The 13,724-nt window shown below is 31.0% G+C and carries 12 protein-coding genes and 11 tRNA genes; 4 read left to right on the forward strand and 19 right to left on the reverse strand.

What is annotated here, in order from left to right; all coding sequences use genetic code 11:
- Positions 1-234: 234 nt before the first annotated feature.
- From F3K33_RS25985 to F3K33_RS26040, 12 genes are all read right to left on the reverse strand, one after another.
- A tRNA-Asp gene (locus F3K33_RS25985) sits at positions 235-311 on the reverse strand.
- Between the two features lie 6 nt (positions 312-317).
- Positions 318-393: transfer RNA gene (locus F3K33_RS25990), tRNA-Val, on the reverse strand.
- A gap of 15 nt (positions 394-408) precedes the next feature.
- Positions 409-483 (reverse strand) — tRNA-Glu (locus F3K33_RS25995).
- A 29-nt stretch (positions 484-512) separates the two neighbouring features.
- Positions 513-587 (reverse strand) — tRNA-Thr (locus tag F3K33_RS26000).
- 10 nt (positions 588-597) lie between these two features.
- A tRNA-Asp gene (locus F3K33_RS26005) sits at positions 598-674 on the reverse strand.
- A gap of 6 nt (positions 675-680) precedes the next feature.
- Positions 681-756: transfer RNA gene (locus tag F3K33_RS26010), tRNA-Val, on the reverse strand.
- Positions 757-771: 15 nt separating this feature from the next.
- A tRNA-Glu gene (locus F3K33_RS26015) sits at positions 772-846 on the reverse strand.
- 29 nt (positions 847-875) lie between these two features.
- Positions 876-950 (reverse strand) — tRNA-Thr (locus F3K33_RS26020).
- 10 nt (positions 951-960) lie between these two features.
- A tRNA-Asp gene (locus tag F3K33_RS26025) sits at positions 961-1,037 on the reverse strand.
- Positions 1,038-1,043: 6 nt separating this feature from the next.
- Positions 1,044-1,119 (reverse strand) — tRNA-Val (locus F3K33_RS26030).
- A gap of 16 nt (positions 1,120-1,135) precedes the next feature.
- Positions 1,136-1,210, reverse strand: a tRNA-Glu gene (locus F3K33_RS26035).
- A gap of 180 nt (positions 1,211-1,390) precedes the next feature.
- Positions 1,391-1,939, reverse strand: coding sequence for a hypothetical protein (locus F3K33_RS26040; RefSeq protein ID WP_039768452.1), 549 nt, complete (start codon positions 1,937-1,939; stop codon positions 1,391-1,393).
- 232 nt (positions 1,940-2,171) lie between these two features.
- Between F3K33_RS26040 and F3K33_RS26045 the strand changes: the two genes are divergently transcribed.
- Positions 2,172-3,416, forward strand: a complete 1,245-nt coding sequence (locus F3K33_RS26045) for a BaiN/RdsA family NAD(P)/FAD-dependent oxidoreductase (RefSeq protein WP_039768450.1) — start codon at positions 2,172-2,174, stop codon at positions 3,414-3,416.
- 103 nt (positions 3,417-3,519) lie between these two features.
- Here the strand turns inward: F3K33_RS26045 and F3K33_RS26050 are convergent, their stop codons facing one another.
- The 3 genes from F3K33_RS26050 to F3K33_RS26060 form a co-directional block, all read right to left on the reverse strand.
- Complete coding sequence (locus F3K33_RS26050) at positions 3,520-4,266, reverse strand: acyl-[acyl-carrier-protein] thioesterase (protein ID WP_012061221.1); 747 nt, start codon at positions 4,264-4,266, stop codon at positions 3,520-3,522.
- A 300-nt stretch (positions 4,267-4,566) separates the two neighbouring features.
- On the reverse strand, positions 4,567-4,749 hold the full coding sequence (locus tag F3K33_RS26055) for a DUF1858 domain-containing protein (RefSeq protein WP_012061222.1): 183 nt from the start codon (positions 4,747-4,749) through the stop codon (positions 4,567-4,569).
- A 98-nt stretch (positions 4,750-4,847) separates the two neighbouring features.
- On the reverse strand, positions 4,848-6,134 hold the full coding sequence (locus tag F3K33_RS26060; RefSeq protein WP_012061223.1) for an adenylosuccinate synthase: 1,287 nt from the start codon (positions 6,132-6,134) through the stop codon (positions 4,848-4,850).
- Between the two features lie 250 nt (positions 6,135-6,384).
- Here F3K33_RS26060 and F3K33_RS26065 point away from each other — a divergent pair, with 250 nt between their 5' ends.
- Positions 6,385-7,560, forward strand: a complete 1,176-nt coding sequence (locus F3K33_RS26065) for an NAD(P)-dependent malic enzyme (RefSeq protein ID WP_023976243.1) — start codon at positions 6,385-6,387, stop codon at positions 7,558-7,560.
- A 356-nt stretch (positions 7,561-7,916) separates the two neighbouring features.
- Positions 7,917-8,450, forward strand: coding sequence for a hypothetical protein (locus tag F3K33_RS26070; protein WP_039768445.1), 534 nt, complete (start codon positions 7,917-7,919; stop codon positions 8,448-8,450).
- A 61-nt stretch (positions 8,451-8,511) separates the two neighbouring features.
- On the opposite strand, the gene proC is transcribed toward F3K33_RS26070, so the two are convergent.
- Positions 8,512-9,312, reverse strand: coding sequence for a pyrroline-5-carboxylate reductase (gene proC, locus F3K33_RS26075; protein WP_023976355.1), 801 nt, complete (start codon positions 9,310-9,312; stop codon positions 8,512-8,514).
- Between the two features lie 145 nt (positions 9,313-9,457).
- Here proC and F3K33_RS26080 point away from each other — a divergent pair, with 145 nt between their 5' ends.
- Positions 9,458-9,796 (forward strand): hypothetical protein, encoded by a 339-nt coding sequence (locus tag F3K33_RS26080; protein WP_017213159.1) that lies wholly within the window; start codon positions 9,458-9,460, stop codon positions 9,794-9,796.
- A 100-nt stretch (positions 9,797-9,896) separates the two neighbouring features.
- On the opposite strand, the gene F3K33_RS26085 is transcribed toward F3K33_RS26080, so the two are convergent.
- The 3 genes from F3K33_RS26085 to rplI form a co-directional block, all read right to left on the reverse strand.
- Complete coding sequence (locus F3K33_RS26085; protein WP_023976354.1) at positions 9,897-11,234, reverse strand: replicative DNA helicase; 1,338 nt, start codon at positions 11,232-11,234, stop codon at positions 9,897-9,899.
- A gap of 135 nt (positions 11,235-11,369) precedes the next feature.
- On the reverse strand, positions 11,370-13,265 hold the full coding sequence (gene lonC / locus F3K33_RS26090; protein WP_023976353.1) for a Lon family ATP-dependent protease: 1,896 nt from the start codon (positions 13,263-13,265) through the stop codon (positions 11,370-11,372).
- Positions 13,266-13,277: 12 nt separating this feature from the next.
- Positions 13,278-13,724, reverse strand: coding sequence for a 50S ribosomal protein L9 (gene rplI / locus F3K33_RS26095; protein ID WP_017213161.1), 447 nt, complete (start codon positions 13,722-13,724; stop codon positions 13,278-13,280).

The following is a 13,724-nucleotide window of genomic DNA, read 5'->3' on the forward strand; positions in this document are numbered from 1 at the left end:
TATCATATTAGAGTTTTCATTTTTACTACAAATTGATATTATAAATCATATTTATTTGAAAAATCTGTTTCGCAAACTATGTTATTCTGTGTTAACATCTTATTTATATTTAAATTCCCTTTAATAACTTGTTCTTATAATACTTTCAAAATTTACCCACAGATCTGACTTGATTATAATTTTTTAAACAATAAAAAAAGAACAAGTTCTAGTCTATAAGAACTTGTTCTTTGATGGCGACTCAGAAGGGGCTCGAACCCTCGACCTCCGGCGTGACAGGCCGGCACTCTAACCAACTGAGCTACTGAGCCATCTTATGGTGGGCACAACAGGGCTCGAACCTGTGACCCCCTGCTTGTAAGGCAGGTGCTCTCCCAGCTGAGCTATGCGCCCATAAGATAGATAAAATGGTGACTCCTAGGGGAATCGAACCCCTGTTACCACCGTGAAAGGGTGGTGTCTTAACCGCTTGACCAAGGAGCCATATTAAGTTTTGTTATGTTTATTTAAAATGGAGCTGGCAATAGGAATCGAACCTACAACCTGCTGATTACAAGTCAGCTGCTCTACCGTTGAGCCATGCCAGCATATTTTAAATGGCGACTCAGAAGGGGCTCGAACCCTCGACCTCCGGCGTGACAGGCCGGCACTCTAACCAACTGAGCTACTGAGCCATCTTATGGTGGGCACAACAGGGCTCGAACCTGTGACCCCCTGCTTGTAAGGCAGGTGCTCTCCCAGCTGAGCTATGCGCCCATAAGATAGATAAAATGGTGACTCCTAGGGGAATCGAACCCCTGTTACCACCGTGAAAGGGTGGTGTCTTAACCGCTTGACCAAGGAGCCATATTAAGTTTTGTTATGTTTATTTAAAATGGAGCTGGCAATAGGAATCGAACCTACAACCTGCTGATTACAAGTCAGCTGCTCTACCGTTGAGCCATGCCAGCATATTTTAAATGGCGACTCAGAAGGGGCTCGAACCCTCGACCTCCGGCGTGACAGGCCGGCACTCTAACCAACTGAGCTACTGAGCCATCTTATGGTGGGCACAACAGGGCTCGAACCTGTGACCCCCTGCTTGTAAGGCAGGTGCTCTCCCAGCTGAGCTATGCGCCCATAAGATAGATATAAATGGTGACTCCTAGGGGAATCGAACCCCTGTTACCACCGTGAAAGGGTGGTGTCTTAACCGCTTGACCAAGGAGCCATGCTATATTGTCTTTCGCTTAAATGTCTTAACTAGATGTCCTTGAGTTATTCAAGCTGCTGACCACATAGACTATAATACCCAAAATTAGATTCCCTGTCAACACATTTTTTCATTTTTTTTATTTTTATATTATTTATTTTTAATAAAGTGGCATTATATCTACATTTCAGAGGTTCCTTAAATATAATCTCTAGCCTCCTTCAGACTAGATAAAAGATCTTTTTTTAAATTAATTTGCTCTTCAATATTTTTTATTTCACCACAACATATTTCTAAAAAATCTTCTTTATCTATTTTATTAATATTTATACTATATCCATTCTTTTTAAAATTTTTTCCTGAAGCTTTAACTTCTAAAGGAAATTTATTATTTATAAATAACAGCATTTCCTTTTCCCATACTTTACTTTTGTACAGTTTATATTTATCTCTTAAAATACTTAGATTTTTTACCTCTTCTTTAATTTCTAACTTTAATGATTCATATAGTGCATTGTAAAAAAGTACTGATATCCCTCTTTTTAATTTAATTTTCAAGAAATTTCTATTATTAATTAAAAATTTATCTATATCACTTTCACTTATACATTCCACATCATTAAAAGAAAAACTCTTTCCCCCACTCATATTGGGATAATTAACCATTATATTATCAAAGTTCATTCTGATCACTTTAAATACTCTTTCGAAATCTCCCGAATTCATATTAATTACCTTTACTTCCATTATAAAATCACCTCATTTTTAGTATTCCTTTCTTTTAACCTTAATATTACTATGATAAAATTTATTAAAAGTATTATAAAATATTGAATAATATGATTTGAATCCTTTTATTTTAGTAGTAATTAATAAATTAATGGTATACTTAAAATATTCAGTTTATTTTAGCACTGGGTAAAATATGTGATTTAATTTTATATGGTCAATAAAACATACATAGGGAGTGATTGTTATAATGATTTATCACGATTTAATGATTGTCGGCGGTGGTGCCTCTGGCCTAATGGCTGCAATAATAGCCAAAGATTTTGGACTTGATGTGGCAATTATTGAGAGCAACGATAGAATTGGCAAAAAAATTCTTGTAACTGGCAATGGAAGATGTAATATTACTAATAAGAATATATCTCGCCCATTTGGGTGTTTCCATAGTGAAAATCAAGATTTCTTTAAAGCGGCGTTAGATAACTTTACTGTTAAAGATACTGAAAGCACATTTTTATCTCTAGGATTGCCATTAATTGAATTGGAAAACGGAAAGATGTATCCAAAATCTCTTCAGGCCTCTTCTGTAATAGATATATTCAGAATGGCAATAGAGGATAGACAAATACCTCTATATACAAATTGTAAAATTGATTCTACAAGTAAAAAAAATAACTTTATTTTAACAAGTAATAATGATGACTTTAAAAATTTTTCTTGTAAAAAACTTATTTTAAGCTGTGGTGGGAAATCAGCTACTAAAACAGGTTCTGATGGATCTGGCTATAAACTATGCAAGTCATTGGGTCATAGTATTATAGAGCCTATTCCTGGCATTGTTCAATTAAAATTAGATTATCCTTATTTAAAAGCTCTATCAGGAGTAAAATTTGATGGCTCTGCTTCTATTTTAGTTGATAATAAAGTTATTCGAACAGAGTTTGGTGAAATACTTTTTACCGATTATGGAATTTCAGGCCCCCCTATAATGCAATTATCATCTTATGCTTCTAAAGCTCTCTATGAAAATCTAAATGTAACTATAAGAATAGATATGTTTCCACTAGAAAGTAAAGATGATATTGAAAGTTTCTTTACCACACATTTTTCTATGTTTGGTCACAGAGAGATATCAACAGCCCTAATTGGGGTTATAAATAAAAAATTAATTTCTACAATTTTAAAAGATGTTGGGATAAAAGATATACATATACCGTGCAGTAGTATTGATTGGAGAACTACCAGCAAATTAATTGATAAGTTTAAAAGATGGGATTTTAAATGTATTGGCACTAATGGCTTTAACAATTCACAAGTTACAGTTGGTGGTGTAAATACATCTGAAGTAAATAATATTTCCTTAGAATCTAAGTTAGTTAAAAATCTTTATTTCTGTGGAGAGATTTTAGATGTGCATGGAGATTGTGGAGGTTTCAACCTTCAGTGGGCATGGAGTTCTGGATATTTAGCAGCTAAGTCCGCCGCCAATAGCTAAAAATTATTAACTTATCTATAAAAATAATACTATAAAATTAGCTGTCGTAATTATTAATATTACCTAGATTCTTGCAACAGCTAATTTTCTATATTTACCTTTATTATTTTTTCCAATCTGCTTGTAATAGCGTTAGTTCAGTTCCCTCACCATTTTTTATAGTATGATATGATTTTAAACTATTTTCATCAATTACATTTATAGCAGCAGTTGATGAAATCTTATCCCCATATGTTGTTTCTTTCTCAAATACTACCTTAATTCTTTTAAGAGTATAATTATTAATGATATCGAGAGGAACAGCTTCCATTGCCCACTCAACATATTTGACATTATTAACATGGTTATTAGAATCAATATCACTGTATCTTATGTTAAATTGCTTATAGTATTGTGCATCATTTGTTCTTTCTATTTTATCCATGCTTATATCGTAATCAACATCACCATCTACTCCATATATATGATATTGTTCATCTTGTATTCGCATTGGCCTTCTTTTATCTATATTAATTAGAAAAAATAATGCTAGTGCTTCCCCTATAACATTATTATTCTCATCATTAATTGTATATTTTCTTAATCCATAGAATTTCTTAAAGCCTATAGCTTCTGTTGTGACGCTTATTACCTCACCAAACATTGGATATCTATACATTTTTATATCGTATTTATAAAATACCCAAGCGCAGTTATTTTTCGTACAGTAATCAATTCCTCCACCTAAGGCTTCTGATTGTTGAGTGCCTACATCACATATAAAATCTATTATAGATGACAATTTACATCTTAAATTAGAATTTACTTCATAATAATGTATTTCATATTTTTTTGTAAACTTCTTACTCATAATTAACAATTGTAAAATGCAAAAATAAATCTCAAGCTAAATTTGAAACATTTTTATTTAACGAATAAATTATAGCTAAATGGCATCTATTTTGATTTACAACTCCTCCCCTCCTTTACTATATCTTATATTTATTATTATAAAAAATTATCAATAATATTGTTAATGAATTATTTAATCTTATAATCTATTATAATCACAAAAATTAAATTACACATAAAAAACATAAACGATATAAATATATTTTTTAATAAGTAAAAAAGGATTCCCTAAAAAGAAAATCCTTTTAAAATAATTATCTTATCTATTTAATGCTTCTAATAAATCGTCTAGATTTAATCCATGTACTGTTGCAGCTTCTGCTATAGTTTCAGCTTGAGCTGATGGACATCCAACACATCCCATTCCGAAACTCATTAAAACTTGAGCTTTAGATTGATCTGCACTAACTACTTCACCAATTGTCATATCTTTAGTTATCATACTTTCACCTTCTTTAATATAACTTTATGTAATTATTGTCTACAATAAAATTATATTTTATACAAAACATAAAGTCAATACCCGAGCATAATACTAAACTATAGATTATCTATTCTCATAGTTTGATCTCTCTTTGGTCCAACTCCAACTATAGAAATTCTAGTCCCTGTGAATTCTGATATTCTTGCTAAATACTTCTTAACATTCTCAGGTAATTCATCATAACTTCTAACATCAGCTACACTATCATCCCAGCCATCAAATTCTTCATAAATTGGTTCACACTCTGCTAAGTCTTCTAAACTTGCTGGGAAGTAATCTATAACTGTATCATTAAATTTATATCCAACACATACTTTGATTTTTTCTAGACCAGCTAAAGTATCAATCTTAGTAACAGCTAATGATGTCAATCCACTCACTCTAACTGCAGTTTTAATTATAACTAAATCAAGCCATCCACATCTTCTTGATCTTCCTGTATTTACACCATATTCGTGTCCCTTTTCTCTAATCCAGTCTCCAGTTTCACCAAGTAATTCTGTTGGGAATGGTCCTTTACCGACTCTTGTAGTATATGCTTTTGTTATACCTACTGCATTAGTAATCATATTAGGTCCTATACCAGAACCACTTGAAACGCCTCCTGCAGTTGTGTTAGATGATGTTACATACGGATATGTACCATAATCAATATCTAATAGCATTCCTTGAGCGCCTTCAAATAAAACTGTCTTATCTGCTTTAATTGCATCATATACCTTAACTGATGTATCTTGAACAAATGGTCTTAATTTCTTAGCAAAACCTAAGTATTCATCTAGTATCTCATCAAAATTTAATGCTTCTCCACCTAATACTTTAGTAATATAAGCATTTTTCATTTCAACATTTTCTCTTAATTTTTCTATAAAAACATCTTCATGCAGTAAATCACAAACTCTGATTCCACATCTTTCAAATTTATCTGTATAACAAGGTCCGATTCCTCTACCTGTAGTACCTATATCATTTTTTCCTCTAGCTTTTTCTTTTAATTTATCTAGTACCTTATGGTATGGCATTATAAGCTGTGCTCTATCGCTTACTATTAACTTTTCAGGCGATATTTTAACTCCAACACCTTCTAAGTATTCTATTTCTTCAAATAAAGCCTTTGGATCTACAACTACTCCATTACCTATAACATTTAATTTATCTTCGTATAAAATTCCAGATGGTATTAATCGCAATTTGTATTCTTTATCACCAACCACTACTGTGTGACCAGCATTATTTCCACCTTGAAATCTAACAACTACATTAGCTTCCTCTGCTAAGTAATCTGTCATCTTTCCTTTTCCTTCATCTCCCCATTGAGCTCCTAAAACAATAAATGCTGACATTTATATTGCCTCCCTTAATATATAAAGTTTAAATAAATAACTTTAATTTTTATTATCAATTTGGAGTTTCATTAAATTTATTTTAACCTCTCCTTTTAAATAGTAGCAAAGTACTTTTCTATGGTCAACCACATATCGAATATTTTTTTGCTTTTTTTATAAATAATTCGTATAATTGTTTTATATTGTTATGATCAAGATCATGTTTTTGTAAATTTGAATATATTTAGCATATTAAGGAGTGTTTTTAATGAATATTTATGAAGAAGCCTTGAAATTTCATGAAGAAAAAAAAGGTAAATATGAAATCAAACCTACCTGTGAAGTTAAGACTGCTAAGGATCTAAGTCTTGCATATACACCTGGTGTTGCAGAACCTTGTCGTGAGATACATAAAGACCCATCCAAAGCTTATATATATACTCGTAAATGGAATACAGTTGCTGTTATTTCTGATGGAACTGCGGTTCTAGGACTTGGAGACATTGGTCCACTTGCTTCTTTACCTGTCATGGAGGGTAAGAGTATTTTATTTAAGGAATTTGGTAATGTAGATGCATTTCCTATAGTTTTAGATACTAAAGATATAGATGAAATTGTTAATACAGTTGTAAATATCGCGCCAACTCTTGGAGGAATAAATCTAGAAGATATTTCAGCTCCTAGATGCTTCGAAGTTGAAAAAAGACTGAAAGAGAAATTAAGTATTCCAGTATTTCATGATGATCAACACGGAACGGCTATAGTTGTTTTATCAGGTCTGTTAAATGCCTTAAAAATAGTAAATAAAAAACTAGAAAACCTAAAAGTAATTATAAATGGTGCTGGGTCTGCAGGAACTGCCATATGTAAGTTACTACTTTCTTCTGGAGTTAAAAATATAGTAATGTGTGATATAGATGGCGTAATAAGTAGAGATAAAGATTTAAGTCATAATATTTACATGCAAGAACTAGCTAATATAACTAATCCAAATAATGAAACTGGTACGCTTAAAGATGTTATAAAAGGTGCAGATGTTTTTATTGGTGTTTCTGCCCCAAATATAGTTTCTAAAGACATGGTTAGAACTATGAACAAAGATGGAATAATATTTGCAATGGCTAATCCAACCCCTGAAATTTTTCCTGAAGATGCAAAAGAAGCTGGAATTGCAGTAATGGGAACTGGTCGTTCAGATTATCCTAACCAAATAAACAATGTATTAGCCTTTCCAGGAATATTTAGAGGCGCTTTAGATGTAAGGGCTACAGAAATTAATGAAGATATGAAAGTAGCTGCTGCTTATGCTATAGCAAATGCTATACCGGCTGGTGAACTATCTCCTGATAATATAATACCAAAAGCATTTGATCTAAAAGTTCAAGCTTTAGTTGCTGAAGCTGTTAAAAAAGCGGCAATTAGAAGCGGCGTTGCTAGTATTTAGTATTCATGAATTTAAGTTTTTGATTTCCTATTTCAAATTAAGACCTACAATTGAATGATAAACTCAATTGTAGGTTTTATTATTTGTATTGCTTTTCTATTAAGATTCTACCAGATAATATAATACTGAAAATAAATATTTTATCCACAACTTCACTTAAGCAATAATTATTCACAGAATAAGTTTTATATAATTATCCACATTATATTATTATCAATCTTATCCACAAGAAGTATCTTCAAGAATTCTGTTAATAAATATATTATTCTCTTAAAACCAACTTAACTATAACCAATACTATAGGCAACCATAAACTATTTGATTAATATTAATTACATTGGGAGTGAGTGAATCACATGAATAAATTACTAATACCTATAAATGATGATACCTTTAAATCTAAAGTTAATATAAGATTTAATAATATACTTGATGGCTTATATTCTTTCAAAAATTTTACTCTTGTAGCTAGTGATATTGATGATGGTGAGAATAAACTAATCAAATTAATAGAATATATTTTTGAGATCAATAATTCTAACGCTTATATAGATTTTTATATAAACAAAATTTCACCTGAAGACAAAAACACGCTTTTTCATCTCCTTTCAGATGAAGATAAAGATATATTCACGTCTTATTTAAATTTTGATGAGCACACTGGTATATTTTTTAGACTTGTTGATAAAGAACTTATACCATTCCTAGTTCGTTTAAATACAAGAGAAATTTTCTTCGTCACTTTTTATTTTACTAATAAACCTATAACAATTTGGGGAAATTATGATTTAAACTTTCCTTGTTTTTTTAATGCTCAAGAAGATTTTGAATTTTACTATAATATATCTAAATCATTTGGCCTATTAATTAATTCTGATTTGGAAGGTTAAGGTTATAAAAAAGGTATATTAAATAATTATAATTATTTAATATACCTCCACTTTTCAATTACTACATATTTTTAGATTTCTCTGCACATTTATCCATAGCCTGTATAACACTATTTCTAAAACCTAATTTCTCTAGTTCAACTACTGCATCTATAGTAGTCCCAGCAGGTGAACAAACCATATCCTTTAGCTCTCCTGGATGTTTTCCTGTTTCTAAGACCATCTTTGATGATCCTAAGACACTCTGTGCTGCCATTTTATAAGCTTTAGCCCTAGGTATTCCTAATCTTACCGCCGAATCTGCCATAGCTTCAATAAACATGAAAACATATGCAGGTGATGATCCACATAATGCAATAAATGCGTGAAAATCTTTTTCTTCTAGTTGAACACATTCTCCGAAACTTTCAAATATCTTAAAGCAATAATCCAACTCATCTTTAGTTACATTCTTATTAGAGCATACCGCTGACATTGCTTGCCCTACAAGTGCTGGCGTATTTGGCATTGTCCTAATTATTTTAGCACTACTATTAATCCACTCCTCCATATTGCTAATTGTAATTCCTGCAGCTATAGTAATAATTAATTTATCTGTTGTTAATTCCGATTTAATTTCACTTATCATTTCCTTAAACATAAAAGGTTTAATAGCTAAAATAATAACATCAGATTCTCTTGCAACAATTGTACTATCTAAAGTTGTTTTCACTTGGAAACTTTCTTCTAATCGCTTTGAAGAAGATTCCGTTTTAGTTGATACTATTATATCATCAGCCTTTATAAATCCAGATTTAATAAGACCTCCAACCATAGAACTTCCCATATTACCACAACCAATGAAACCAATTTTTTTATTCATATCATAGCCCCCATTAAAAAATTTTTGTTATTTATTCAAATTTTATCATTTTATATGAATATCTTAATTATAAACCACCACTATCATAGGATAGCTTGTATTAAAACTTCACAAACTATAATTAAATATGAAGGGAGGAATATATATGAAAGATAATTTTTTAGTATATAATAATTGTTTAATAAGCCCAAAAGAATTCATTAATTCCGTGCTATCTCTTGAGCTCGAAGAACAACTTCCTACATGTGAACTTGAAGAATCTTCAGATTTTTATTACATAAATGTAGATTCATTCTATGATAGTAAACATATATTAGAAATATCTTATAAAAATCATTTTTTAATATTAAAAATTATGTTTAATAATAATTCAAAAGAATTTTTATTTCAGCGGATTTTTTATTTATCAAAAGTTGATGTAAGTAATATTTTACTCCATGATAATAAAAGCAGTTTAAAATTAATAATTCCAAAAGCTGTTTAATAATAATCATATTATTCACATCATTTAAAGATATAAGAAATTTTATATTTATATAAATTTCTTATATCTTTTTTATTTAGTATTACTAATTATTTAAATTTTATTCCTTATGAATTAAATCTAAATTACCGAATTTACTATACTGACCAAGCCACGCGAGTTTAACAGTTCCAACTGGTCCATTTCTCTGCTTAGCCATTATACATTCACCGATATTTTTATCTTCAGTTTCTTTATTGTAATATTCATCTCTATATAAAAACATAACAATATCGGCATCTTGCTCTATAGATCCTGATTCTCTTAAGTCAGATAACATCGGCCTATGATCTGCTCTTTGCTCAGGCGCACGTGACAGCTGAGACAAAGCTATTACTGGACATTCCATTTCTTTAGCTAATGCTTTAATCGATCTCGAAATTTCAGATACTTCTTGTTGTCTATTATCACTACCTGCTCCTCCAGACATAAGCTGCAAATAGTCTATGACGATTAGATCTATTCCATACTCCATTTTAAGTCTTCTACATTTTGATCTCATTTCCATAACAGTTACGCCAGCAGTATCATCTATATAAATTTTTGCCTTTGAAAGTGGACCTGCAGCCATAGCTATATTTTCCCAATCCTTATCTTCTAAAGTTCCAGTTCTAAGGCTTAACATATCTACGTTTGCTTCTGAACAAAGAAGTTTATATGCCAATTGCTCTTTAGACATTTCCAGAGAAAAGACTACAACACTTTTATTTTCTCTAAGAGCTGCGTGTTCTACAATATTTAGTGCAAATGTTGTTTTACCCATTGAAGGTCTAGCTGCTATTAATATCATATCTCCACTTTGAAATCCGGATGTTTTTGCATCTAGATCAGTAAAGCCAGATCCTACACCAGTAATTGTTCCCTTATTGTTGAACAATTTCTCTATTTGTGCAAATCCTCTTTCTAATACATCGCTTAAAGGTTCGAAATCCTTTGATGTTCTTTTTTCAGCTATATTAAATATTTTCTTTTCAGCACTATCCACGACATCTTCCACATTACTTTGATTATTATAACTTTCTTCTATTATTGCAGTTGATGACTTAATAAGTTTTCTCAACGTAGATTTATCAGAAACAATTTTTATATATGCGCTTAAGTTTGCAGTAGTTGGTACAGAAGAGCTTATTTCTGTTATATAGGTTACCCCTCCAGCTCTCTCAAGCATATCAGAACTCTTCAAATATTCTAATAGTGTTAATAAATCTACTGCTATATCACTTCTAAACATTTCTTGTATAGCTTTATATATTACCTTATGACCATCTCTATAAAAATCCGCTTCTTCTAAACTCTCTAGAACTTTGGCAATAGCATTCTTATCGATGATCATAGATCCTATAACTGATTGTTCCGCTTCTATGCTTTGAGGCAAACTCCTCATAACTGATGCATCCAAGTTTTATTCCTCCTATCTAATTATCAATTGACAATTAATTTTCCCTTTATCTTTTGTATATCATCATTCTAATTCTATCATTTCTTAGTTGCAAAAAAAAGTCTCCTTCATATTAAGGAGACCTATTTCATTAAATTAAATAAGGGCAATGTCCATAATCTCTTTTATAGATCCTACAGTTCTAATATGTATGTCATCAGTATTTAGAGGAATTTCATTTTTATTATCACTTGGAATTAAAACAGTTTTTATTCCCATTCTTCTAGCTCCATATATTTTTTCAAATATTCCTCCAACTGGTTTGACATTTCCTTTGAGTGATATCTCTCCTGTAATAGCCATATCTTGTCTTATAGGTTTGTTTAACAACGAACTTATTATGCAAATGGTGATAGCTGCACCTGCTGAAGGTCCATCTATTTTTCCTCCACCAACTATATTAACATGAATATCATAATCTTTAATGTCTTTATCGGTTAAGCTTCGGATTACTGAAGCAGCATTAAATACGGAATCCTTAGCCATACTTCCAGCTGTATCATTAAATCTTACTATACCTGAACCCTTTTTCTTTGCAGCAAAAACTGTAGCTTCAATTTCAATTGTAGATCCTAAAAAACCACTAACGCCTAATCCATACACATGCCCAACTTCGCTTTTGTCTACATTGCTTAGTCTTTCATATGGTGTATATCTTCCAACTGATATTACCTCATCTAAATCTGATAATTTTATTTCTAAGTTATCAACAAATTTTTTAGATCGGTGTAACGCATATCCATATGTGTCTGTCAGAATATTTACAGCTTTTCTACCCTCAAATGTATAATTACTTATTTTTTTAGCAACCCCATCTTCTAAGTTTACCTTTAATTTCTTAGCTGCATCTTCTACTATAAATACAACATCCTTTGAAGAAAGAGGTTCAAAATACACTTCTGTACATCTAGACCTTAAAGCCGGATTAATTTCACTTGGACTTTTAGTTGTAGCGCCAATTAAAACAAAGTCTGCTGGAGCTCCATTATCAAAAAGATATTTTATATATTTAGGTATTGTTTCATCATCCGGATCATAGTATGATGATGAAAATTCTACTCTTTTATCTTCTAAAACCTTCAACAGCTTGTTTTGAAGCATAGAGTCCAATTCTCCAATCTCATCTATAAATAGTATACCTCCATGTGCTTGTGTAACTAAACCTGGTTTAGGTTCTGGTATCCCAACCTCAGCCAGATCCCTTTTACTTCCTTGATATATTGGATCGTGTACCGATCCTAGCAATGGGTTTGTTATTTCTCTAGGATCCCATCTTAATGTAGTACCATCAACTTCAACGAATTTAGATTTGTCATCAAAAGGAGTAAATGAAAGTTTTTTAACCTCATCTAAAGCTAATCTCGCTGCTGTAGTTTTTCCAACTCCCGGAGGTCCATATAATATTATATGTTGTGGATATGGTGATGAAAGCTTTGATATTAATGATCTTATAGCTCTTTCTTGCCCAACTACTTGATTAAAATCCGTTGGTCTTAAAAAGCTCATAATATTTTTACTAGTAATTCTACTATCTAATTCTATTAAATTATTCAATTTGCTGATAGTCTTTTTATTTTCAGAACCCTTTTGCTTGTTTATAACTGAAAGTCTAACTTCATCTATATACTTTTCCTGCTTTTCCATAATAGATTGTTCAACTTGAGATTCGATTTTATTTTGAACATATCTTTTTGCTAGTTCATTTGAAATTAACCTAACTGTTCTATTTATGGCTTTTTGCAATTCTTCTTCCTTAGGTGTAACCTTTAAATCTTTTCCCTCTGCTAATATAGTATTTAGTGCGAAAACTTTATCGCAGAGATTTGATGATTGAATGAATTTATCTAGTTTAAACCTAACTGTTCTAGCCCTAAAAGCTCCTTTGTCGAGTACATTCTTAGTTATAGAAAATAAAGCCTCGATTTGTGATTCTAATGATAAGGTTCCTGAAATAATATCCTGCAATAAGCTTGCGTCATCATATGAATTCAAATTTAATCCTCCTTATTCTTGTGGAACAATAATCACCTTCATTTTAGTGCTAACTTCTGGATATAGTTTAATATCAATTTCATATCCGCCTGCTAATTTTATTGTATCCATAACAATTTTCTTTTTATCTATTTCAATCTTATACTGTTCTTTAATTAATTCTGCAACATCTTTACTAGTAATTGCACCAAATAACTTTCCACTTTCTCCTGTCTTAGCTTTAATTTTTATTTCTTTTCCTTTTAATTCTTCAGCTAATTTTTGTGCTGCCTCAAGTTCTGCTAACTTTTGTTTTCGCTCATTTTCTTTTTTATTATTCAAAATGTGCATATTTGCATCACTAGCTTCTTGTGCTAATTTCCTTGGAAATAAAAAGTTTCTTGCATACCCATCTGAAGCCTCAATGATATCACCCTTTTTACCTATCTTTTTAACATCTTGTAATAAAATAACTTTCAT

The organism is Clostridium beijerinckii (genome assembly GCF_008705175.1).
Taxonomy (GTDB): domain Bacteria; phylum Bacillota; class Clostridia; order Clostridiales; family Clostridiaceae; genus Clostridium; species Clostridium beijerinckii.